This window comes from Catenulispora subtropica (genome assembly GCF_039531675.1).
GTDB lineage: Bacteria > Actinomycetota > Actinomycetes > Streptomycetales > Catenulisporaceae > Catenulispora > Catenulispora subtropica.
Window position 1 is genome coordinate 124,266 of record NZ_BAAAQM010000016.1, and the last position, 22,512, is coordinate 146,777.

Genomic DNA, 22,512 nt, shown 5'->3' on the forward strand with positions numbered 1-22,512 from the left:
TCCGGTTCCCTCCGGACCGGGGCTCCGGTGAGACTCGAACGCGGTGAACACCCGGGTGCACACGGGCCCGTTCCCAGCCACCCGGGCTCACTCCAGGAAGAAGATGACAAGCAATGTCCCGTCTCAAGCGGATCCTCTCTGTTTCAGCGCTAGCCGTCGGCGTCGCCGCGCTCACGGTCTCCCCCACCGCCGCGCGCCCCCAGCCCGCTCCGCTCGCCGCGGGCACCGCCCCCTCCGCGTCCGGAATGCCGGGCTGCATGAACTGCTGGAGTCTCACCGCTCAGTGAAGGAGATCGACATGGAACTGATCATGGTGGCCGTGGAGCGCTCGGGCATGGTGGGCGACCGCGGACTGTGCGCGGCGACGCTGCGCTACGCGCTGCAGGCAGTCTCCGCCGGCTCCCCCCGGGCTCTGGAGCACGCGCACGTCGTCGTCGACGAGGCCGGCGTCTACCCGGCGCGCCTGGTCGCCGGTCTCTACCTGGCCTCGGAACCGGACCTGCCGGGCTCCGCCCGAGATGCCGCCGTCGGTCTCGTGCGCCGCGCTCTGGCCACCTCGCCGCTACTCGCGGACTGGGCCGTGGAGTGGGCCGAGGGGCCGTACGGCTACGAACTCCTGGACGACGCCGAAGCCAGTGTGGACACCTACCGGTCCTACGACCCCTACCGGTCCCTCGACGGTTCCATCCGGATCTGACTCCCGACCGCTTCACCCCGACCCCGCCAGGTCTCGTGTGCCCCGCCGATCCCCACTCGGCGGGGCACACGGTATTCGCCCGCGATCTTCGTGATGGAGTGTGATCGGACCAGCCGGGCGTTTCCACGCATGTCGGTCGATCGTTGAGATCTCACATGCGACTGCCTTATCGGAGGATCGATCCGGGCGCGGCGGCGGTGGCCGTGCTCGCGCTGGTGCTGCGCACACCGCTTCTCTTCGCCGCCCTGCCTGGAGTGGGCAACTCGGACGAGCCCCTGAACATCGCGGTCGGGGTGCGGATGGCGTCGACGGGGACGCTCGATGCGCATACCTATAGATACCCGGGGCTGCTGTACGAGGTGATCGCCGGAGTCACGCAGGCGTTCCGGGCAGTGGGCCTTCACGTGTCGTCCCACGGGGCGATGCGGATCGAGAACCTCGGGGTCGCCCACACTGACGCGCGGTCGCTGATCGTCGCGATCCGGTTCGTCGGAGTCATCGCTTCGGTGGCGACGTGTCTTCTGGTGTGGGCAACAGTGCGGGGAGTGCTGAAGAGTTTCGGGACATCGGAGCGGTGGGGGAGGATCGCGGCCGCTCTCGCTGCGGTCACCGTGGCGGTCTCTCCGTTGGCGACGGCTAACAGCGTCTACGCGACGCCGGACGTATATGCGGGCTTCGCAGTAGCGCTCACCTTGTACGGAACCACGCGCATTCTCCGGGCAATGCCCCATGGGGAACTCATCTGTGGTTTCGGCGTGGGGCTCGCCTTGGGGGCGAAGTATCTCGCTGCCGCGGTGCTTCCTGTGATCGTCGCTTATGCATTGAGTCCGGGACGACGGAAGGATCTCCTCAAGGTCGCGGGGATCGCCGCAGCGGTATTCGTGGTGACGACGCCCGGGCTCGTGCTCCATCCCGGCGCCGTCCTGGCTGGAGTGAAAGCCGAGGCCATCCACTACCAAGCGGGCCATGTCGGCGCCGAGGGCGATGCGCCGGGGTTCTATCTGAACGCCCTCTTCCGCGATCAACCGGTGTTGTTGGACGCTGCGGGGGTCGCACTTGTCGCCGTCTTCCGTACTGGCGATCTCGTTCGCAGGACCTTGATTGTCATCTTCGCCTATGCGATTCCCCAGTTCCTCCTCCTGTCCACGATGGCAGTGCGGTTCGACCGGAATCTCGTTCCCCTCACCCCGGCTCTTGCGGTTCTCGCCGGTGTAGCCGGTCCGGTGATGTTCCCCCGCCGCCATCGGCGCGCCGTGGCCGCCGTCACCGCCGCCGCGGCGTTCCTGCCCCTTGCGTCGTCGGCACGCCTCTACCCGCGTCTGGACGAGCACTCTCGTACCCAGGCGGCCGCGTGGGTGGCCCACCACGTCCCCGATGACCAGCCGGTCGCGGTGGAGAGTTATGGTCCGTGGCTCGACCCGGACCGCTTCCACCTCGTCCCGCTGACCTTCGCCACTGATCGACCCGCCGTCCAGGCCCGTGCCCTGATCCTCACCCAGCACGCCGCGGGCCGCTTCCTGTCCGACCCCGTCCGCTATCCCCGCGAAGCCGCCGCCTACCGCGAGCTCACGAGCCGCTACCGTCTGGCAGCGAGGTTCACGGCGGGCTCCTGGATCGAGGTCTATGTGCCGCGATGAGGCCCGGCCGCACTAGCATTCCTCGTGTGACAAACGACCGCCGCCCTCGAGTCGCGATGCTCGTCGCCAACGACGTCCGCTTGGACTCGCGGGTGCAGAAAGCCGCCTACAGCGCCGCGGAGGCCGGCTACGACGTCCTCCTGCTCGGGTACGAGCCGAGCCGCAAGGGCAGGCCGTCGCAACCCGCGTTCATCGGGGCCGCGCAGGTCGTGCGGACCGGGCTGCACAACAAGTGGCAGATCGCGCAGTGGCCGTTGAAGGACGGCGGGGCGCCGTCGCTGCGGGTGCTGCCGTTCCGGGCGCTGTCGTTCGCCTCGTCGCTGGACTACAAGATGCGGCGTCGGATCGTGCAGCGGATCAAGGAGCCCGGTACCGGCGACGGGAGTGTGAAGCACCGCGCCAAGGAGCTGTTGTGGAAGGCCTACTTCCGGGACGGTGACTGGCGGCGCACGGCGCGGCACCTGCTGTGGCTGGAGGCGAGCTGGGCGGCGCTGATCGAGGAGTTCGAGCCGGACATCATCCACGCCCACGACATGCACACGCCGGGTATCGCGGTGCGGGTGGCGGAGCGGCTCGGGAAGCAGGGCAAGAAGCGGCCCAAGGTGCTGTACGACGCCCACGAGTTCGTGGCCGGCGTCTCGATGCCCGAGCAGCGGCGGCTGGCCTACGTCGGGCTGGAGGGCGAGTACGTCCGCGAGGCCGACGCCGTCATCACCGTCTCGCCGTTGCTCGCGCAGTGGCTGCAGGAGCGCTACCACCTCGCTGAGACGCCCGGCGTGGTGGCCAACGCTCCGATGCTGCACGTCCCCGGCGAGGAGCACGAGGACGTCGCGCCCGAGGACGCCCCCAGCCTGCGCCGGGCCTGCGGCCTCGCGGACGGGGTCCCGCTGCTCGTGTACTCCGGCGCCGTCTCCCCGATGCGCGGCATCGCGACCATGGTCGAGGGCCTGCCGGAGCTGCCGGACGTGCACATGGCGGTGGTCCGCGGCGCCGACACCGAGTTCACCCGGGCGCTGGAGAAGCAGGCCGAGGAGCTCGGCGTGCGCGACCGGCTGCACCTGGTCGGCTACGTCGCGCCGCACCTGGTGCCGCAGTACCTGGCCTCGGCCGACATCGGCGTGATCCCGATCCTGCACACCCCGAACCACGAGGTGGCGCTGATCACCAAGTACTACGAGTACATGCACGCCAAGCTCCCGATCGTGGTCTCGGACGTCCAGGCGATGGCCGACTTCACCCGCGACCTCGGCAACGGCGAGGTCTTCACCGCGGGAGACGCCCACGAGTACGCTCAGGCGGTCGCCAAAGTGCTCGCCGACCGGCCCGGCTACGCCGCCCGCTACACTGACGACCTGCTCGCGGCCAACTCCTGGGAGGGCCAGGCGGAGGCGCTGAGCGCGGTGTACGCGCGGCTGCTCGGCCGGTCCCCGGAACCGCGCACGGGGGTCCGGGCGTTCGGTGAGACGGACGCGCCGAGCGCTTAAGGTGTCACCACGGGGACATTCGCAGGACCGCAGAGCGTCGCCCGATAGTGTGACCGATGCGATCAGCGACACCAGTTCGACAGCACGACCCTGACCCCCCAACAGGTGCTATCTAGCAAGTGGAGTGTGAGCGTGGCGACCGCCACCAGTGAGACGGGCTCCGAGCAGGAGTCCCGGACGAAGGCCCCCGAACCGCCGCGCCCGGCCGCCGAGCAGGTTCACGTCTTCGAGCCCTACCGATACGCGCTCCCGAAGCTGGGGCCGTACTTCCGGGACCTGTGGCAGCGGCGCCAGTTCGCCACCCACATGGCCTCCTCGACGCTGAAGGGCCAGCACTTCGACAGCTTCTTCGGCCAGTTCTGGCTGGTGCTGAACCCGATGCTGCTGGCACTGGTCTACTTCCTGCTGACCAGCGTGATCGCCGGCCAGGGCGGCGGCATGAAGCACTTCGTCGGCCTGCTGACCGGCCTGTTCGCGTTCTTCTACACGCGGAACATCATCCAGTTCGCCAGCCAGTCGATCACCGGCGGCGGCAAGATGATCATCAACATGTCGTTCCCGAAGATGCTGCTGCCGCTGTCGACGACGTTCACGGCGATGCTGATGTACTTCCCGACGCTGTTGGTCTACGGGCTCTTCTATCTGACCGTGCACAGGTCCTTCACATGGAACATCCTGTGGGTCATCCCGATCTTCCTGATCCAGACCGTGTTCAGCTACGGCCTGGGGCTGCTGTTCGCGGCGGTCACGCTGTACTTCCGCGACATGTCGACGCTGCTGCCGTATGTGCTGCGGATCTGGATGTACATCACGCCGGTGCTGTTCTCGCTGAGCTACGTGCGGGCGAAGGTCAACGCCGGCTCGCTGCCGCACTGGATCCTGTACTTCTACAAGTGGGACCCGCTGTCGCCGATCATCAACTCGTGGAACACGGTCCTCGTCGGCGACGGTGAGCGCCCGTTCACCTCGGGTGCGTCGTACGCCCCCCAGCTGAACGAGATGCTGGCCGGTACCGGCTGCGCCGTCGTCGCGCTGCTCATCGGCGCCTGGTACTTCATGTCGAGGGAGCGTGAGTTCGCTGTCCGCCTCTGAAACCGTCGAGACCGTGGATGTCCCCGCGACTCCCAAGATGATCGACAAGCAGAAAGAGTCCCGCCTCGCGATCAAGGTCGAGGACCTGCACCTCTACTACCGCACCAAGGCCGAGGCCAACCCGACCCTGAAGGCCGCCCTGATCCGCAAGGCCAAGCGCCAGAAGGTCGAGCAGAAGGTCATCAAGGCCGTCGACGGCGTCTCCTTCGAGGTGCCGCACGGCACCGTGCTGGGCGTCATCGGCCACAACGGCGCCGGCAAGTCCACACTGCTGCGCGCGCTCTCCGGGATCCTGCCCCCCACTCAGGGGCGCGTCGAGGTCCGCGGCCGGGTCTCCACGCTGCTGGCGCTGGGGGTCGGCTTCAACCAGAACCTGACCGGCCGGGAGAACATCATCCTCGGCGGCCTGGCCCAGGGCTGGTCCAAGGACCAGATCCGGGAGAAGGAGAACGCGATCATCGACTTCGCGGACCTGGACATGCTGTCCGAGGGCGCGATGGACCGGCCGATGAAGACCTACTCCTCCGGCATGTACGCGCGCGTGGCCTTCGCGGTCGGCGTGCACATGGACCCGGACATCCTGCTCGTGGACGAGGCCCTGTCCGCCGGCGACGCCCGGTTCAAGGAGAAGGCCACCGAGAAGATGCTCGAGCTGTGCGAGAACGCCCGCACCATCGTGCTGGTCTCGCACGGCCTGGAGACCGTCCGGCACATGTCCAACCACTGCATCTGGATGGACCACGGCCACCTGGTGCAGAGCGGCGACCCGGACGAGGTCATCGACGCCTACATCGAGCAGCAGCGCAAGGACCGGGAAGCCGCCGACGCCAAGAAGCGGGCCGCCGAGGCCGCGGAGGCCAAGGAGGACCAGGCGCTCGCGGCCAAGGCCGAGCGGACCAAGGAAGCGCTGCACAAGGCCATCGGAGAGGATGTCTGACGCTCCGATGTCCTCCCTGTTCCCGGACCGCATCGACGTCTCCATCATCACCGGCGGCCACGACGTCGCCGACGCCCGCCTGCACCGCCTGGCCGCCGCGCTCCGCCGCGCCGGCCTGGCGGTCGAGGTGATCGGCCTCGGGGCCCCCGAGGCCGGGCCGGTGGACTGCGCCGTGCGCACCCTCGGCCGCCGCTCCGCCAAGAAGCGCCTCAAGGCGGACCTGGCCCTGCCCTTCACCGCCCGCGGCAAGGTACTGCTCACCGTCGACCCGGACATGGTGCCGGGCGCGACGCTGGCCCGCTGGTTCAAGGGCCGCAAGGTCGTGGCCGACGTGCACGAGGACTACCTGAAGCTGCTCAAGGACCGGGCCTGGGCCCGGGCGTCCTGGAAGAAGATGGCGGCCACCACGCTGGTCCGGATCTGCACCTTCTGGACCAAGCGGGCCAACATCACGGTCGTCGCCGACGACCACGTGCCGCCGATGAAGGGCCGGCGGCGCCTGGTGGTGAAGAACCTCCCGGACTTCTCCTTCCTGCCCGAGCCCGGCGAGCCGGACCGCGAGGTCCCGCGCGCGATCTACATCGGCGACGTGCGGCGCTCGCGCGGCCTGCAGGCGATGCTGGCCGCGGTGGAGGGCACGTACACCTGGGAGCTGGACGTGGTCGGCCCGGTGCTGAACCCGGACGACCAGGCCTGGCTGGAGAACTGGCGCGCCACCTCCTCGGAGCAGGTGCGCAACCGGATCCGGTTCCACGGGCGTCTGGATCCTCAGAAGGCCTGGGCGCTGGCGGACGGGGCGTGGGCCGGGCTCGTGCTCCTGGACGACACCCCGGCCTTCCGCGAGGCGGTGCCGAGCAAGCTGTACGAGTACCTGGCCGTCGGCCTGGCCGTGGTGGCGACCCCGCTGCCGCGGATGGCCGAGCTGGTGAAGGAGTCCGGAGCGGGCGAGGTGGTGGCGGACCCCGCCGCCGCGTCGGCTACGCTGCGGCGGTGGTCGGAGCAGTACGACGAACTCCTGGAGGCGCGGCGCGGCGCCCGCAAGTGGGCCGCGGAGCACCTCACGGGGACCTCGCCGTACGACACGCTCGCGGAGCAGGTCCGCGGGCTGGCCGGACACTGACGCCGGACCGAGCTGGACTGAGGCTGGACCGAGGCTGGAAACCGAGCCGCCGGCCGGGCGCCTGCACCCAGGCGAGGCCGCACGAGCGATCCCGGAGAACCGAGAGTGACAGAACAGAAGCAGGGTAGCCGGGAAGGCGTGCGGATCCTGCCCAGCGCGGACGTCGACGACCGCGCCGAACTCGGCGCGGGCACCAGCGTCTGGCACCTGGCGCAGGTCCGCGAGGGCGCGCGGGTCGGGCGGAACGTCGTGATCGGCCGCGGGGCCTACATCGGCCCCGACGTCCCGGTCGGCGACAACTGCAAGATCCAGAACTACGCGCTGGTCTACGAGCCGGCGGTGCTGGAGCCGGGCGTGTTCGTCGGGCCCGCCGTGGTGCTGACCAACGACCACTACCCGCGCGCGGTCAACACCGACGGCAGCTCCAAGTCCGGCCACGACTGGACTCCGGTGGGCGTCACCCTGCGCGAGGGCTGCTCGGTGGGCGCCCGCTCGGTGTGCGTGGCCCCGGTGACGATCGGGCGCTGGGCGCTGGTCGCCGCCGGGTCCGTGGTGACCAAGGATGTTCCGGACTTCGCCCTGGTGGCCGGCGTGCCGGCCAAGCGGATCCGGTGGGTGGGCAAGGCCGGCGAGCCGCTGGAGGATCGCGGCGACGGCCTGTTCGTCTGCCCCAAGGACGGATCCGAGTACGTAGAGATCGACGGTGTTCTGAAGGAGAAGGCATGACGCTCCCGTTCATTCCCCCGGCCCGTCCGGTGACCGGCGAGGATGAGATCGAGGCCGTGGTGCGCGTCATGCGGACCGGACAGGTCGCCGCCGGCCCGGAGGTGGAGGCGTTCGAGGACGAGTTCTCGCGGCTCGTCGACGGCCTGCACTGCGTCGCGGTGAACTCCGGCACCTCGGCGCTGCACCTGTCGGTGCTGGCGCTGGGCGTCAAGCCCGGTGACGAAGTGATCATGCCGTCGTTCTCCTTCGCGGCGACCGCCAACTCGGTGGCCGTCGTCGGCGCCGTCCCGGTCTTCGTGGACATCGAGCGCGACTCGTTCACCGTCGACCCCGCCGCGATCGAGGCCGCGATCACGGAGCGGACCGTCGCGATCATGCCGGTGCACCTGTACGGGCACCCCGCCGCGATGGGCGCGATCATGGAGATCGCCCGCAAGCACGGCCTGAAGGTGATCGAGGACTCCGCGCAGGCCGTCGGCGCCAGCCTGGACGGCAAGGCGATCAGCACGTTCGGCGACGCCGCGTGCATCAGCCTGTACCCGACCAAGAACATCCACTCCATCGAGGGCGGCATCGTGGTCACCCCGGACGCCGAGGTCGCGCGCCAGGTCCGCCTGCTGCGCAACCAGGGCATGGAGGAGCGGTACAAGAACGAGGTCATCGGCCTGAACAACCGCCTGTCCAGCGTGCACGCCGCCGTCGGCCGGGTGCAGCTGACCAAGCTGGCCGGCTGGACCAAGCAGCGCCAGGAGAACGCGCGGTACTTCGACACGCACCTGCAGGGCGTGGGCGTCCCGCCGGTCGCGCCGGGCGCCGAGCACGTCTACCACCAGTACACGATCCGCGTGACCGACGATGTGGAGGGCGGCCGCGACGGCCTCGCCGACCGCCTGAAGGAGCGCGGCATCGGCACCGGCATGTACTACCCGATCCCGATCCACCGGCTGCCCTCGTTCCAGCGCGACGACGTGCTGTCCCGGGTGTCCGGCGAGCTGGTGGAGACCGAGAAGGCGGCCGCCGAGGCGCTGTCGCTGCCGATCATGCCCACGCTGTCGCAGGACGAGCTGGAGCGGATCGTCGCCGGGGTGAACGCGCTGTGAGCTCTGTGAACGGCGGCGCCACCAACGGCACGAAGCTGCGCGCGGGCCTGATCGGCCTGGGCATGATGGGCCGGCACCACGCCCGGGTCCTGGGCTCCCTGGACGGCGTGGAACTGGTCGCGGTCGCGGACCCCGGCGGCGACGCGCACGGCGCGGCGAACGGCCGCCCGGTGCTCAACGACGTCCGGGAGCTGATCGCGGCCGGGATCGACTTCGCCGTCGTCGCGGTCCCCACGGTGTTCCACACCGAGACCGGTCTGGCGCTGGCCGAGGCCGGTGTGCACACCCTGGTGGAGAAGCCTTTAGCTCCGGATGTGGAGTCCGCGACGCTGCTGACCGAGACGTTCGAGCGGGCCGGCCTGGTCGGCGCGGTCGGGCACATCGAGCGCTTCAACCCCTCGCTGCAGGAGCTGCGCAAGCGCCTGGAGGAGGGCGAGCTGGGAGAGGTGTTCCAGGTCGTCACCCGGCGCCAGGGCCCCTTCCCGAACCGGATCGCCGACGTCGGCGTGGTGAAGGACCTGGCCACCCATGACATCGACTCCACGGCGTGGGTGACCCGGCAGCACTACACCACCATCTCGGCGCACACCGCTTACCGTTCGGGCCGCGAGCACGAGGACCTGATCGCCATGACCGGCCGTCTCGGCGACGGCACCGTGGTCAACCACCTGGTGAACTGGCTGTCGCCGATGAAGGAGCGGGTGACGATCGTCACCGGCGAGAAGGGCTGCTTCGTCGCCGACACCCTGACCGCCGACCTGACGTTCTACGCCAACGCCTCGGCCCCGACGATCCCCACCTGGGAGGCGATGCAAGCCTTCCGTGGAGTATCCGAGGGCGACATGGTGCGCTTCGCCATCCCGAAACCGGAACCACTGCGCACCGAGCTGGAGGCGTTCCGGGACGCGGTCCTGGACGTCGACGGCGGCCGTGAGCGGGTGGTGAGCATGCGCCAGGGCCTGCAGGTCGTGCGGGTCGCCGAGGCGGCGCTGGCCTCGGCCGCGAAGGGTTCGACCGTCGAGCTGTGACGAGCTGTGAGCCGTGAGCCGTGAGCTGTAGCAAACGGTGAGCATGATGTGATCGGCGGTGCCGACGGCCCTGATACGGGGTGGTCGGCACCGCCTCCTCGTTCAGGAGCGCGTCCGCGCACCTTCGGAGGCCCAGGCGCCCGCACCCGACGGGATGCGCACCATGGAGCGGCCGAGGCTGGGCGCCGACACGACACGCACGACCGAGTGCGGCGCGGCGGCGATCCGGATCATGGTGGTATGCGGTGCCCGCGCGAAGCGGGCCTTCCCGCCGGCGGCGTGACCGGCGTGACCGGCGTGACCGGCGTGACCGGAGCGAGTCCGGCACGCTTTGAGGGAAGCCCCGACACCGAGGGCGACCAGCACCAGAAGGGCTGACGTGACGACGACGCGCGCCGGCCTCCGTGTTCGGTCATCCCTGTCCTCGCGTGCCTCATCTGGTCCTGGTCGGTTTCCACCGGGCTCTGCCGCGGGTCGGGTCGTCATGGCTGCGCTCCTATGCTGAGACTCTCGGCCCACTCTCCGTCTCCTGGGCGCCTTCTGCGACCAAACCCGGTCCTTCTGGGCGAACCGGCGCGGGCTTCGCCCGAGGCGTCACCGATCCGCCTGGACGATCTCCTCGGCCCTGCTCCGGAACGTCCGCCATCTCCGCTCGCTGTCGTGCTCGGCTCCGGCGGCGTCGCTGCTCAGGTCGGCCGCGTGGCCGATCATCTCCGCCGCCGAGTACAGGCGCATCGCCGAGGTCCGGCGGCCGTCCAGGTCGGCGCGCAACGCCGCCGGGGTGAAGTCGACGCCGTCCAGGATCTCCGCGGCGCGCTCCAGCAGACGCCCGGCCAGCGTCGTCAGGCCCGCCGCCCGCCAGTCGTTCGCGATGATGCGGTGCCGTTCCCCCAGGACGTCCGCGAAGCCGTCCATCGGCAGCAGGGCCGCCGCCGTCGCCCAGGACGCCTCCATGGCCGCGGCGAGCCATTCGCCGCTGCTCAGGGCGTCTTCGGCGAGCGTGCGCAGGTCGCGGATCAGGCGCGTGATCTCCGGAGGGCGGCCCTCGCCTTCGAGGAACAGCACGCCGTCGAGCTGGACCGCGTCGGGCGCGTTGAGGTCCTCGGCGGCCTCGAACGGGCTCAAGACGGACCGCTCCGACCGTTCGGCCGTCGACCAGCGGTCCGCGAGGGCCTGCAAGGTGCGGGCGTGCCGTTGCAGAAGGACAGCCTGCTCGCGCGGTGCCGACGAGTAGAACTTCTCGTGATCGCGGTGGAACCTCGCCAGGTTCAGGATCGCGTGCATCAGCTGGTCGGCTTGGTGAGACGTCTCGGAAGCGTTCATGCGGCTCGTTCCTCCTCCGCGACAGTCCCCAGGCGTTCGCGGACAGACGGGAACCGCCGGTTTCAGCCTATCGACGGGTGTCGGCACCCGCGCTGTGAGGACGCTGGCCGGGAAGAACATACGTTTGCAGCCCTCGTCCCGGGATAACCGGTGGGCTGAGGCCCTAACGCGTTCCTTATCTGCGTTTGACGTACTTCACGAAACTCTAAGGGTCCTCGCGGACACTGATCTCCTTACACGGGACGAGTCCGTACAGTGCCTGATGAAAGGGGCTGGATCCTTGGAGAACGAGCAGCCTCCTCCCCACGTCAGCGTGGTCCTTCCTTGTTACAACGAGGAAGCCCACGTTCTCTTGGAGATCCGGCGCATCTGCGCCGCCCTGGACGCAGCCGGCTACCCCTACGAGGTGCTGGCGATCGACGACGCGTCGACCGACGGGACGCTGGAGGTGCTGCGCAAGGCCGAGATCGAGTACCCGAACGTGAAGGTGGTCGCCTTCGCCCGCAACGGCGGCGCCGGGACCGTGCGCCGCATCGGGTCGAAGATGGCCGCCGGCGACATCGTGGTGTGGACCGACGCCGACATGTCGTATCCGAACGAGCGCATCCCGGAGCTGGTCGAGATGCTCGACTTCGACGCCGAGATAGACCAGGTGGTCGGGGCGCGCAAGGCCGAGATGGGTTCGCACCGGCTGCTGCGGATCCCGGCGAAGTGGGTGATCCGCAAGATCGCCGAGAAGCTCACGAACCAGAAGATCCCGGACCTGAACTCCGGGCTGCGGGCCATGCGCCGGGAGGTCGCGCTGCCGTTCCTGCGGCTGCTGCCGCCCGGGTTCTCCTGCGTCACCACGATCACGCTGGCCTTCATGTCGAACCAGAAGAACGTGGTCTACGTCCCCATCGACTACGCCAAGCGGGCCGGCAAGTCCAAGTTCCGCTTCGTCACCGACGCCTACCGGTACATCCTGCAGGTGCTGCGGATGGTGATGTACTTCAACCCGCTGAAGGTGCTGATGCCGCCGGCCCTGTGGCTGATCGGGATCGGCGCCGTGAAGGCGGTCTTCGACCTGGTGACGCATCCCTTCCGGTTCGCCCAGAACACCGCGCTGCTGCTGCTCAGCGGCCTGATCATCGCGTCGATGGCGCTGCTGGCCGACCTCATCGTGCGATCGCGGCCGGAGTGAGCGCGCGGGGCTGGAACGCACGGCTGGTCACGGCCGCGGCCGTGCTCGCCGCCCTCTACCTGGCGGTCGGAGGCATCGCGTCCCAGCTGGCCGGGCGCAGCGTGCTGGCCGACACCGACTACATGGTGCGGTATGGCGCGTACTTCCATTCCGGCTTCGCCGAGTCTCAGAGCAAGAACCTCATGCAGTCGGACGTGTACAGCTCCGAGATCCCGGCCGAGTACCTGTTCGCACAAGGTGTGAAGTCCGGGCGGGTCTCGGCCTGGGATCCGTACATCGTCGGCGGCACCCCGCTGGGCGGGATCACCAACAACGCGTTGGCCTCGCCGGTGACCGCTCCGTTCTACGTGCTGCCTGCCTGGCTGGCCCCGGCCTACGAGCGGCTGGCCGAGGTGGTCGTCGGGCTGGTCGGGCTGTACCTGTTCCTGCGCCGCCTGAAGTTGTCGCCGCCGGCCGCGCTGGTCGGCGGCATGGCCTACGTGTCCGGCGCTTACATGGTGGCCTGGCAGGGCTGGCCGCAGACCCGGGTCGGGGCGTTCGTGCCGCTGCTGTTCTGGGCGGTGGAGCGGTTCGTCCAGCTGCGCCGCTTCCGGGACGTCGCGGTGCTGTCCCTGGTGGTCGGCGCGCTGATGCTCGGCGGCTTCCCGTCGGTCGAGGGCTACGCCCTGCTGACCGCAGGCTGTTACGCGCTGGTGCGGACCCGCCGCCTCGGGGATCTGGCCGGCCTGGCGACCGGGGTGGCCGCGGGCATCGGGCTGGCGATGTTCCAGTTGCTGCCGTTCGCGAAGTTCTACTCCTCGTGGCTGATCGAGGGTCGTGAGCAGAGCGGCGTCGACCACCTGAACCCGGTGAGCTTCCTGACGTCGTTCGCGCCGTGGTCGTTCGGCGGTGTGGCCTCGGACGGGCAGCAGCTGTGGATCCTGAACGAGAACGCCGTGGAGTCGCTGTCCTACGTCGGCGCGGCGGTGCTGGTGCTGGCCCTGGTCGGTGTGCTCGCGGCGCGGCGCGGCCGGGCGCTGCTGCCGCGCGGGGTCTGGGTGTTCCTCGTCGCCGCGGCCGCGCTGTGGCTGCTGCTGGTGTACCGCGGCGGCTGGCCGCTCGACGGGTTGCAGCACGTGCCGGTGCTGAGATCGCTGTTCGCGGCGAACTTCATCGGGCGGGCGCGGGCCGTGACCGGGCTGCTGCTGGCCTGTCTGGCGGCGGTCGGGTTCGAGCTGGTGCTGCGGCGGCGCTCGGAGAGCGAGGCCGCCTCGGCGCCGGCCTCGGGCGTGGCGACCCGCTGGGCCGGGCCGACGGCGGCCCGCTGGGCCGGGCCGGCGTGGGCCGGGCTGGTAATGCTCGCCGCCGGGCTCACGCTGTGGCGGCTCATCGCGCAGGGCCGCCGGGTGGCGGTCGCCGACGGCGGTGCCGAATCGGCGGACGGACACCTGGCGGTGTCGACGTTCGACGCGGAGATCGGCAGAGGGCTGCTGCTTCTCGGCGTGGCCGCCGTGCTCGTCGGGGTGCTCTGGCTGGTGCGGCGTTACGGGCGGGCGGTCAAACGGCTCGAGGTCGTGCGGACGCTGGCCGCGTGCGGAGTGCTGGTGATGGTCGCGGGGGAGGGGACGGCGTTCGCCGGGACGTACCTGCCCAGCGCCGCCAAGGAGACCTTCTACCCGGTCACCGACACGCAGCAGTACCTGGCCGCGAATCTCGGCAGCTCACGCTATGCGAGCACGGCGCAGGCATCGGTGCTCGGCACCGACTCGGTGTACGGCCTGCGCGCGCTCAACGGGCACGCGTTCCTGAACTCCGCGTTCGCCACCCTGGTGCAGGGCGTGCCGGGCGATCCGATCCCGGCGCCGACCCGGCTGCAGTTCAGCGCCGATCCGGCCCAGGCGACGAGCCCGATCCTGGACCGGCTGGGGGTCGCGTACTTCACCGCGTCGCCGAGCGAGCCGGTGTTCGGCACGCACGTGGCGGCGTCGACCGACGGATCCTCGGTCGTGCTGGAGCCGAACGTGCCGGTTCGAGTGACGCTGCCGGTGGCCGACGACGTCCGGGCGCTGGGGCTGACGCCGTCCGGGACGCCGGACGAGGTGTTCCCGTACACGAAGACGTCGGCGGACGACTGGATCGAGGTGGCTGTCTCCGACGGGTCCGGCACCGTGACCACGCGGCGGCTGACCTCCGGGATCAAGGCGGGCGTGGAGTTCGACGTGCCGGTGGCCCTGGACTCGGCGGCGAAGGGGCCGCGCACCGCGACCATCACGCTGCACACGGCGAAGACGAACCCGTTGGCGGTGCAGGCGAAGGCCGGCACGGTGGCGCTCGCGTCGGTGGTGGACCCGGGCGACGGTCTGCGGGTGGTGCACGCCGGATCGTCGGTGGTCTACCAGCGGCTCAACGCGCTGCCCCGGATCCGGTGGGCGTCCTCGGCGGTGGTGGTGCCGGACGCGGCCCAGCGGGTGCGGCTCCTGGCCTCCGGGAGCCTCGACGCGTCGACGGTGGTGCTGGACAGCGGAACGGCTTCGACCGGCGCGGCGTCCGACGGCGCGGTGACGGTGACGTCCGACGGCACCGACTCGGTCGCCACGACGGTGACGGCCTCGGCACCGGGATACCTGGTCGTGGCCGACTCGGACCAGGTCGGCTGGTCGGCGTCGGTGGACGGCGAGAAGGCCGAACTGGTGCCCGCGGACCAGGGCCTGGTCGCGGTCCAGGTGCCCGCGGGCACGCACACGGTGGCGCTGCACTACGCGTCGCCGGACGGCGGCCTCGGCGCCTTCACGAGCATCGCGACGCTGTTCGTGCTGATCGGCGGCGTCGGCGTGGAGACCTGGTATGCGCGGCGGGGACAGACGGTGACGTGGGACCTCGGCAGGCTGCGCAGGCGGTCGCGGGGTGTGGCCTCCGCGGGCTCGGATGAGGAGCCTGAACTCGGGAAGCCCGGGGACACGGACGTGTTGGAGGACGCCGGTGTGTGAGGCGCGAGCTCGTGCCTCAGCTTCCGCGCTTCGTGGGCTCGGCGGTCACGCCCAGCTTGGCGAGCAGCGGCTGAACGACCTGCTCCGGCGTGAAGTGTTCGCGGGCGGCCCGACCCGCCTTCTGCCGCAGTTCCCTGAGCCGCTCCGGATTCTCGGCCAGGTCCGCGAGGGCGGCGGCGAGCGCTTCGGCGTCGCCCGGCGGGACGTAGACGGCAGCGTCGCCGAATGCCCGCCGCTGCGGCGGGGTGTCGGAGGTGACGATGGCGCAACCTGCCGCCGCCCCCTGGTACACCTTGTTCGGGACCACGCGGCGTGCCTTCGGGCCGGTGCCGAAGATGCCGAGGCAGACATCATGTGCGGCCACCAGGCCCGGCAGCTCGGCGGCAGGGACCCAGTCGCGCCACGTGACCGCGGTCGCGGCGCCGGCGTTGCGGAGTGTCTCCTCCTTGTCCTGACCACCGCCGACCATGGTGAACTCCACCGGTCGGCCGGCCAGGCGCGCGATGGCCGTGCCGATCGTCGCCGCGCCCTGCAGGGGCGTGAACAAGCCGTAGAACACCACTCGCAGCGGACCGCCGTCGGGGCCCGCGTCCTGCTCGAACCACTCATCCGGCGCGCCCACCGGCACCACCACGGCCCGACCCCGATGCTTCGCGGGCAGCGTCTCGCGGTGCTCCTCGGTGTCCACGACGACGACGTGTGCGGCGCTGAGGGCCGCCGCGTCGATCGCCCGCAGCACCGGCTGGCGCAGGCCGGCGTTCACCTGCCGGTCGCGAGCGGTGTCGGCGGCTCCGATCAGGTGGTCCAGGACCACGCGGCGCCGCCCGAACAGCATGCGCGCCAGATGCACGTCGAAGTGGCCCAGGTATCCGACCACCACGACATCCGGCCGCGGCCCTCGCAGAGCCCCGCGCGTCAGGCGCAGCCAGCACCGTGCCAGCCGCAGGCCGAGAGCGGGCACTCGCCAGGGCTGGGCCAGCATCCGGACCCGCGCCGCTGTGTCGAATCCCAGCGGCGCGTTACACTCGCGCACCTCATGACCAGCAGCACGCAACCCCTCAGCGATGACTCCCACCCGCGGGTGCGCCGCCACGTCATAGGTGCCGAAGATCAGGACGCGCATGGTCAGCCACAGTAGCGGCTCCGGCTTCTCCCGCCGGTCCCTCGGCCCCGCACCCGCGAGTTCACCCTCTGAACCGCCGGTTTTCGAGCGCGGGTCCCTGGTGCTGGCGGATGATGCGATCGTGGGCGAACTCGGCGACGGAGCGACGACGCGGGACGTCGCCGACCCGGATCCCGTCCTCACGCCGACCACGACGCGCCGAGCCCAGCTCACCCGCGTCGCCTTCCTGGCGCTCACCCTCGCCGCCGGCGCCTACGCCGTCGCCCACCAGTGGGCGCGCGTCCGCGCCGGCTTCGCGGACCTGGGGCCGCTGCCCCTGGTCGCCGCGCTCGTCCCGGCCCTCGGTTCGGTCACCGCGATGATGCTGGCCTGGCGCGGCCTGCTGGGCTCCCTCGGATCCCCGCTCGGCCTCCGGGCGGCGGCGAGGGTCTTCTTCACCAGCCAGCTCGGCAAGTACCTGCCGGGTTCGGTCTGGCCGGTCGTCGCCCAGATGCAGCTCGGGCGCGCGCATCGCATCCCCCGCGCGCGCAGCGCCGCCACGGCCGCGCTCGCCATGCTGGTCTCGTTGGCGACGGCGCTCGTCCTGGCCGCCGCGACGCTGCCCACGGCCGGAGGCGCGCACGCGGCGGGCTACCGCTGGGCCTTCGCCGTGGTGCCGCTGCTCATCGCCGGGCTGCACCCCCGCGTCGCGAACCCCGCGCTGCGGGCCGTCTTCCGTCTCACGCGCCGCCCCGAGATCGAGCCGCTCACCGGCGCGACCCTCGGCCGCACCGTGCTGCGCAGCCTCGCCGGGTGGCTCCTCGCCGGCGCGCACATCTGGATCCTCGCCGTGGCCCTCGGCGCGCCGCCGCTGCGGACGCTGCTGCTCGCCACCGGCGGCTACGCCTTCGCCTGGAGCGTCGGCTTCATCATCGTCTTCGCGCCCGCCGGCGCCGGGGTGCGCGAGCTGATCCTCGTCGCCGCCCTCCAGCCGGTCCTGGACCCGGGCAAGGCCACCGTCGTGGCGCTCGCCTCGCGGCTGGTGACGATCGTCGCGGACCTGGTGGCGGCCGCCGCCACGGCGCGCGAGGGCGGCTCCCGGGAGGTCGCCGCCCCGATCGCCGAGGCCCGCTAGGGGCGGGGCTGGGCGGCGACCACCGCGTCGCCGTGCACCTCCGCCCACGCGGCGAGGGCCCGGGTCGGGCCGTGCCGGCCTCGGTCAGGGCGGTCGGCGCCCGCCCTCGCTCCGGGCACGGTGGACGACCCAGCGACGCGTGACCACCGTCTGGGTCGCGCGGCGACATGCCGGCCGGCTCAGGATTGCGGCTCAGCGGCTCAGCGGCTCAGGACTGCGGCTCAGGACTGCTTCGGCGGCAGCGGCGGCATCCGGAACGCCTTGCGCACCACCGGATTTCGCTTCACCGCCAGCTCCGTCGCGGCCATCCGCCAGCGCACGTAGCCCTTCTTCGAGTATCGCCACTCGCGCTTGTGCCGCGCCCAGTCCACTTTCCGCGGCTCCGGGACCGATCCCAGCCGTTCCGATGCCAGGGCCCGGTACTTCTCCTGCAGCGACTTCCGCAGCGCCGCGTCCTCGGCGTCCTTGTTGACACTGCTGATGTTCGCGTCGTGGCGGCGGTACAGGAACGTCGGCGTCCGCGAGTACACGAACTTGCGGCCGTCGATCAGCAGCGTCGCCCACACCGGGTACAGCATCTGCGCCAGCAGCGCCGGGTCCAGTTCCACGGCCTGGATCAGTTCGGTGCGGACGAACGCCCCGTCGTTGACGTCGATCCGGCCGATCAGCAGGTCGCCCAGGTGGGCGGCACGCCGGCGCTTGGCGAACTGCCGGTTCAGCTGCCCGTCGGTGATGTAGTACGACGCCGCCGAGACGTCCGCGCCGCGCCGCATGTTCCGCAGATGCAGCGTGATGTGGCCGGGCAGCATGATGTCGTCGTCGCCGAAGATCGTCAGGTACCGCGAGCGGGCCAGGGAGACGCCCAGCGCGATCGCCGCGCCCGGGTCCTTGCGGCCGTCGTGCACCTCGACCCGCGCGTAGTCCACGCTCACGGCGGTCCCGACGGCGGCGGCCTCGGCGCCCAGGGCGGCGATCAGCTCCCGCGTCGAGTCGGTGGGCGAGGCGTCGTCCACGACCAGCACTCGCACCGTGGCCCCGAGCTTTTCCGAGGCCGCGCGGGCCGAGGCGACGATCGAGTCGACCGTCTCCTTCAGCAGGCCCGGCCGCTCCCGCGTGGGGACGATGACTGTGAGTTCAAGGTCGGTCACGGCGCTCCTCAACAAGTAGACGGCATAAGGGTATTAGGAACCGAGCCGGGTACGCTTGCGTCCGCTACGTAATAGGAAGCAGAAGCCAAACCTGGAGTCCGGAGCACTGTGAAGATCAGCGTCATTGGAATGGGCAAGATCGGCCTGCCGCTGGCCGTCCAGTTCGCCTCGAAGGGCCACCAGGTCTACGGCGTCGACGTGGTGCCGCGCGTGGTCGACCAGATCAACGCCGGCGTCGAGCCGTTCCCCGGCGAGGCCGAGCTGGACGTGCGCCTGCCGCGGGTGGTCCGCGACGGCGACCTCACCGCGACCCTGGACGGCGTCGCCGCCGTGGCCGACAGCGACGCGGTCGTCGTCGTGGTCCCGGTCGTCGTCGACGAGGACGCGGTCCCGGACTTCCGCGCCATGGACGCCGCCACCCAGACCATCGCGGCCGGCCTGAAGCAGGCCGCCGCCAACGGCCGCACCGGCATCCTGCTGAGCTACGAGACCACGCTGCCGGTGCACACCACCCGAGCGCGCTTCCTGCCCGCCCTGGAGGCCGCCTCCGGCCTGAACGCCGGCCGCGACTTCCTGCTGTGCCACAGCCCTGAGCGGGTCTACACCGGCCGGGTCTTCGCCGACCTGCGCAAGTACCCGAAGCTGGTCGGCGGCATCGACGCCGAGTCCGCGGCCGCCGCGGTGCGCTTCTACGAGGCGGTCCTGGACTTCGACGAGCGCCCCGACCTCAAGCGCGGCAACGGCGTGTGGGACCTGGGCTCCGCCGAGGCCGCCGAGCTCGCCAAGCTCGCCGAGACCACCTACCGCGACGTCAACATCGGCCTGGCCAACCAGTTCGCGCGCTTCGCCGACCGCACCGGCATCGACATCTTCCAGGTGATCGAGGCCTCCAACAGCCAGCCGTTCAGCCACATCCACCAGCCCGGCCCGGCGGTCGGCGGCCACTGCATCCCGGTCTACCCGCGCTTCTACCTGTTCAACGACCCCGAGGCCTCCATCGTGCGCGCGGCCCGCGAGTCCAACCTCGCGCAGCCGGCCTACCTGGTCGGCCTGCTGGAGGGCCTGCTCGGCGGGATCGCCGGCGGCGGCGGCCTGGCCGGCCGCAAGGTGCTGGTGCTCGGCGCGGCCTACCGCGGCGGCGGCGTCAAGGAGACGGCGTTCTCCGGCGTGTACGGGCTCGTGGCGGCGCTGGCCGGCGACGGCGCGGTGCCGTACGTCTCCGACCCGCTCTACAGCGCCGAGGAACTGGCCGCCCTGGGCCTGCCGGCCTACGAGCCCGGCACCGAGGTCGACGGCGTCATCGTGCACACCGAGCACGAGGAGTACGGCGCCCTGTCGGCCGCCGACTTCCCGGGCGTGAAGGTGCTCGTCGACGGCCGCAACGTGACCGATCCGGCGAAGTGGGACGGGGTCGTGCGGAAGGTACTCGGGATCGCCTGATGCCGATACGCGCGATCGTCCTCGACATCGGCGGGGTCCTGGAGCTGACCCCGGACCTGGGCACCGCTGCCAAGTGGGAGGCGGAGTTCGGCGTCGGCTGGGGCACCGGGCTGGGCGAGGTCTTCCGCGCCGGTGAGCTGGGCCACGTCACGCTGGAGCAGGTCCACGAGCAGGCCGTCGGCATCCTCGGAGTGCCGGCGGCCCGGTTCCAGGCCTATATGGACGAGATGTGGGTCGAGTATCTCGGTACCTACAACCGCGAGCTGGCGGACTACTGGAAGGCCCGCCGAGCCGAGGGCTACACCACCGCGATCATCAGTAACAGCTTCGTCGGCGCACGCGAGCGCGAGGAGGAGGCGTACCGGTTCAGCGAGTTGACCGATCTCATCGTGTACTCACACGAGGTCGGGCTGCTGAAGCCGGACCCCGCCATCTACGAGCTCTGTCTGGACCGGCTGGGGATGCGCCCCGAGGAGACGGTCTTCGTGGACGACTACGAGCCCAACTGTGCGGCGGCCCGGGCGCTGGGGATGGCTGCCGTTCACTTTCAGGACACGGCGCAGGCCATCCGCGAGCTTGACGCGCTTCTGCAGTAGCACCGATTACTTCGCGCGCTCCTGATCGTCTCTACAGGCATGAGTGAACTCAAGCCGCTGCGTGTCAAGAACCTGTCCCTGCCCGAGTACGGACTCGAGGCGCTGGACTGGGAGGACGTCGAGCAGGCCGTCGCCGCCGCCGTGGCCGGCCCCGGCCGCTCGTGGTTCCTCACCACCCTGAACCCCGACGGTGCCCCGCACACCACCGGGTTCGGCCACGCCTGGTTGGACGGCGCCGTCTACTTCACCACCGGCCCCGCCATCCGCAAGACCCGGAACCTGGAGGCCGACCCGCGCTGCACCGTGGCCGCGCCGATCGACGGCTACGACGTCACGTTCGACGGCGAGGCGCACCGGGTCACCGACGCGGCGGTGATCGAGCGGATCGCCGCCGTCTACGCGGGCGTCGGGTGGCCGGCCGTCGCCGAGGGCGACGTCATCTCGGCGCCGTTCAGCGCCCCGAGCGCCGGTCCCGGGCCCTGGCAGGTGTTCCGGGTCGACGTGCTGGCGGCGGTGGCGCTGAAGTCCGAGGAGCCCTACGGCGCGACCAAGTGGTGGTTCGGATAGGCGTGGGCCCGGCGTTCAGGACGCCGTCTGCTCGCCCTGCTTCGCCGACAGCGCCAGCACGTCCGCCGGCACCGCCGTGTCCGTCCGCATCGCGTCGAAGAGCTCCTGCGCCTTGGACGCCAGCTGCACCCGGTTCGGATCCGGCTGGTACCACTGCCACGGCACCGTCAGGTAGGTGATGTTCTGCCGCGGCACCTGCTTCAGGTCCGTGGCGAAGTCCGCCAGCTTGTTGAGCGAGCCCAGGCCCGGGTCGGTGGTCAGCGCCTTGGTGGCCGCGTCGAGGACCTTGTAGAGCTTCTTCGGGTCGTCCAGCGTGCCGTTGGAGCTCAGGGTGTCCAGCGCCGCGTTCAGGAACTGCTGCTGGCGGCTCATGCGGCCGATGTCGGAGCCGTCGCCGAGGTTGTGCCGGGCGCGGACGAAGGCCAGCGCCTGTTCGCCGTTCACCACCGTGGTGCCGGCGGGCAGGTTCAGATGCGAGTCCGGGTCGTTGACCGGCTTGTCCAAGGTGACCGGGACCCCGCCCATGGCGTCCACCAGGTCCTTGAAGCCGGTGAAGTCCACCACCAGGACGTGGTCGATGGTCAGGCCGCTGATCGACTCCACGGTCTTCACCGTGCAGGCCGCGCCGCCGATCGAGTACGCCGCGTTGAACATCGCCGACTGCGGCTTGGACTCGGTGCCGTCGGGCTGCGCGCACCCGGGCAGCTGCACCATCGTGTCGCGCGGGATCGAGGCGACCGTCGCGCTCTTCCGGTCGGCGGCCACGTGCAGCAGCATCGTGGTGTCGGAGCGGGCCCCGGAGTTGCGGTCGCCGTACTGGCCGTTCGCCCCGTCGCGCGAGTCCGAGCCGATGAGCAGGACGTTCATCGCGTCGCGGGCGGCCGCGGGGACGGTGTTCCCGCCCACGGCGCCCCCGGTCCCGGACTCGGTGTGGATGTCGACGGTCTTGATGTTGTGGTTCAGCCGGTTGTACGCGGCCCACAGGCCGGCGGCACCGGCGATGGCCAGCACCGACAGGGAGGCCGCCGAGATGGCGACGACGCGGCGCCGCGTCATGAAGCCGCTGTCGGCGGGGCCGGCGTGGCGGCGGGAGCGGCGGGAGTCGCGGGCGCCGCTTTCGCGGGCGGCCGGGCCGGAGGTCTGGTCGTCCATGATGAGACGACACTATGTCATTTTCGTATTAAGTTCGTCTCAGATGTCCGGCTTATGTAACAGATGCGAGAACGGCCGG

Annotated in this window: 20 protein-coding genes; 15 read left to right on the plus strand and 5 right to left on the minus strand. The window is 70.8% G+C overall.

The genetic code is table 11. The features are described 5' to 3' along the window. Window positions 1–298: 298 nt before the first annotated feature. The 9 genes from ABD466_RS16175 to ABD466_RS16215 all read left to right on the plus strand — a co-directional run bounded on the left by ABD466_RS16175 (window position 299) and on the right by ABD466_RS16215 (window position 9,821). The gene (locus ABD466_RS16175; protein WP_344657870.1) at window positions 299–697 is read left to right on the plus strand and encodes a hypothetical protein; all 399 of its coding nucleotides are present in this window, start codon (window positions 299–301) and stop codon (window positions 695–697) included. Between the two features lie 155 nt (window positions 698–852). After that, complete coding sequence (locus tag ABD466_RS16180) at window positions 853–2,334, plus strand: ArnT family glycosyltransferase (RefSeq protein ID WP_344657871.1); 1,482 nt, start codon at window positions 853–855, stop codon at window positions 2,332–2,334. Between the two features lie 26 nt (window positions 2,335–2,360). Continuing rightward, window positions 2,361–3,818, plus strand: coding sequence for a glycosyltransferase family 4 protein (locus ABD466_RS16185; RefSeq protein WP_344657872.1), 1,458 nt, complete (start codon window positions 2,361–2,363; stop codon window positions 3,816–3,818). A gap of 132 nt (window positions 3,819–3,950) precedes the next feature. Beyond that, a complete protein-coding gene (locus ABD466_RS16190; RefSeq protein ID WP_344657873.1) occupies window positions 3,951–4,910 on the plus strand; it encodes an ABC transporter permease in 960 nt (319 codons plus the stop codon). Window positions 4,911–4,923: 13 nt separating this feature from the next. Further along, window positions 4,924–5,847 (plus strand): ABC transporter ATP-binding protein, encoded by a 924-nt coding sequence (locus tag ABD466_RS16195; RefSeq protein WP_344657874.1) that lies wholly within the window; start codon window positions 4,924–4,926, stop codon window positions 5,845–5,847. A gap of 7 nt (window positions 5,848–5,854) precedes the next feature. Beyond that, window positions 5,855–6,967, plus strand: a complete 1,113-nt coding sequence (locus tag ABD466_RS16200; RefSeq protein WP_344657875.1) for a glycosyltransferase — start codon at window positions 5,855–5,857, stop codon at window positions 6,965–6,967. A 105-nt stretch (window positions 6,968–7,072) separates the two neighbouring features. Next, a complete protein-coding gene (locus ABD466_RS16205; protein WP_344657876.1) occupies window positions 7,073–7,693 on the plus strand; it encodes an acyltransferase in 621 nt (206 codons plus the stop codon). After that, a complete protein-coding gene (locus tag ABD466_RS16210) occupies window positions 7,690–8,793 on the plus strand; it encodes a DegT/DnrJ/EryC1/StrS family aminotransferase (RefSeq protein WP_344657877.1) in 1,104 nt (367 codons plus the stop codon). Before ABD466_RS16205 ends, ABD466_RS16210 begins: the two co-directional genes overlap by 4 nt. Then, a complete protein-coding gene (locus ABD466_RS16215) occupies window positions 8,790–9,821 on the plus strand; it encodes a Gfo/Idh/MocA family oxidoreductase (protein WP_344657878.1) in 1,032 nt (343 codons plus the stop codon). The genes ABD466_RS16210 and ABD466_RS16215 overlap by 4 nt, the downstream gene beginning before the upstream one ends. Before the next feature lie 102 nt (window positions 9,822–9,923). Here the strand turns inward: ABD466_RS16215 and ABD466_RS16220 are convergent, their stop codons facing one another. Beyond that, window positions 9,924–10,055: a hypothetical protein gene (locus ABD466_RS16220; RefSeq protein WP_344657879.1), complete on the minus strand. Its 132-nt coding sequence runs from the start codon at window positions 10,053–10,055 to the stop codon at window positions 9,924–9,926. A gap of 360 nt (window positions 10,056–10,415) precedes the next feature. Further along, window positions 10,416–11,144, minus strand: a complete 729-nt coding sequence (locus tag ABD466_RS16225) for a hypothetical protein (protein WP_344657880.1) — start codon at window positions 11,142–11,144, stop codon at window positions 10,416–10,418. A gap of 262 nt (window positions 11,145–11,406) precedes the next feature. Between ABD466_RS16225 and ABD466_RS16230 the strand changes: the two genes are divergently transcribed. Together ABD466_RS16230 and ABD466_RS16235 are read left to right on the plus strand one after the other, a co-directional pair. Next, window positions 11,407–12,327 (plus strand): glycosyltransferase family 2 protein, encoded by a 921-nt coding sequence (locus ABD466_RS16230; protein WP_344657881.1) that lies wholly within the window; start codon window positions 11,407–11,409, stop codon window positions 12,325–12,327. Next, window positions 12,324–15,293 carry a hypothetical protein gene (locus ABD466_RS16235; RefSeq protein WP_344657882.1) on the plus strand — a complete coding sequence of 990 codons (2,970 nt, stop codon included), beginning with the start codon at window positions 12,324–12,326 and terminating at the stop codon, window positions 15,291–15,293. Before ABD466_RS16230 ends, ABD466_RS16235 begins: the two co-directional genes overlap by 4 nt. A 16-nt stretch (window positions 15,294–15,309) precedes the next feature. Here ABD466_RS16235 and ABD466_RS16240 read toward each other — a convergent pair whose 3' ends face one another. Further along, window positions 15,310–16,416, minus strand: coding sequence for a glycosyltransferase (locus ABD466_RS16240; RefSeq protein ID WP_344657883.1), 1,107 nt, complete (start codon window positions 16,414–16,416; stop codon window positions 15,310–15,312). 121 nt (window positions 16,417–16,537) lie between these two features. Here ABD466_RS16240 and ABD466_RS16245 point away from each other — a divergent pair, with 121 nt between their 5' ends. Then, window positions 16,538–17,530 carry a lysylphosphatidylglycerol synthase domain-containing protein gene (locus tag ABD466_RS16245; protein WP_344657884.1) on the plus strand — a complete coding sequence of 331 codons (993 nt, stop codon included), beginning with the start codon at window positions 16,538–16,540 and terminating at the stop codon, window positions 17,528–17,530. Between the two features lie 221 nt (window positions 17,531–17,751). Here the strand turns inward: ABD466_RS16245 and ABD466_RS16250 are convergent, their stop codons facing one another. Beyond that, a complete protein-coding gene (locus ABD466_RS16250) occupies window positions 17,752–18,678 on the minus strand; it encodes a glycosyltransferase family 2 protein (RefSeq protein WP_344657885.1) in 927 nt (308 codons plus the stop codon). 108 nt (window positions 18,679–18,786) lie between these two features. Here ABD466_RS16250 and ABD466_RS16255 point away from each other — a divergent pair, with 108 nt between their 5' ends. Genes ABD466_RS16255 through ABD466_RS16265 form a run of 3 tightly spaced genes read left to right on the plus strand, consistent with a single transcriptional unit; the run spans window position 18,787 to window position 21,281 of the window. Further along, a complete protein-coding gene (locus ABD466_RS16255; protein ID WP_344657886.1) occupies window positions 18,787–20,118 on the plus strand; it encodes a nucleotide sugar dehydrogenase in 1,332 nt (443 codons plus the stop codon). Continuing rightward, entirely contained in the window at window positions 20,118–20,714 is a 597-nt protein-coding gene (locus tag ABD466_RS16260; protein ID WP_344657887.1) for an HAD family hydrolase, read from the plus strand. The genes ABD466_RS16255 and ABD466_RS16260 overlap by 1 nt, the downstream gene beginning before the upstream one ends. A gap of 39 nt (window positions 20,715–20,753) precedes the next feature. Next, window positions 20,754–21,281: a pyridoxamine 5'-phosphate oxidase family protein gene (locus tag ABD466_RS16265; RefSeq protein WP_344657888.1), complete on the plus strand. Its 528-nt coding sequence runs from the start codon at window positions 20,754–20,756 to the stop codon at window positions 21,279–21,281. A 15-nt stretch (window positions 21,282–21,296) separates the two neighbouring features. Here the strand turns inward: ABD466_RS16265 and ABD466_RS16270 are convergent, their stop codons facing one another. Then, window positions 21,297–22,433 carry an LCP family protein gene (locus tag ABD466_RS16270; protein WP_344657889.1) on the minus strand — a complete coding sequence of 379 codons (1,137 nt, stop codon included), beginning with the start codon at window positions 22,431–22,433 and terminating at the stop codon, window positions 21,297–21,299. Window positions 22,434–22,512 lie beyond the last annotated feature (79 nt).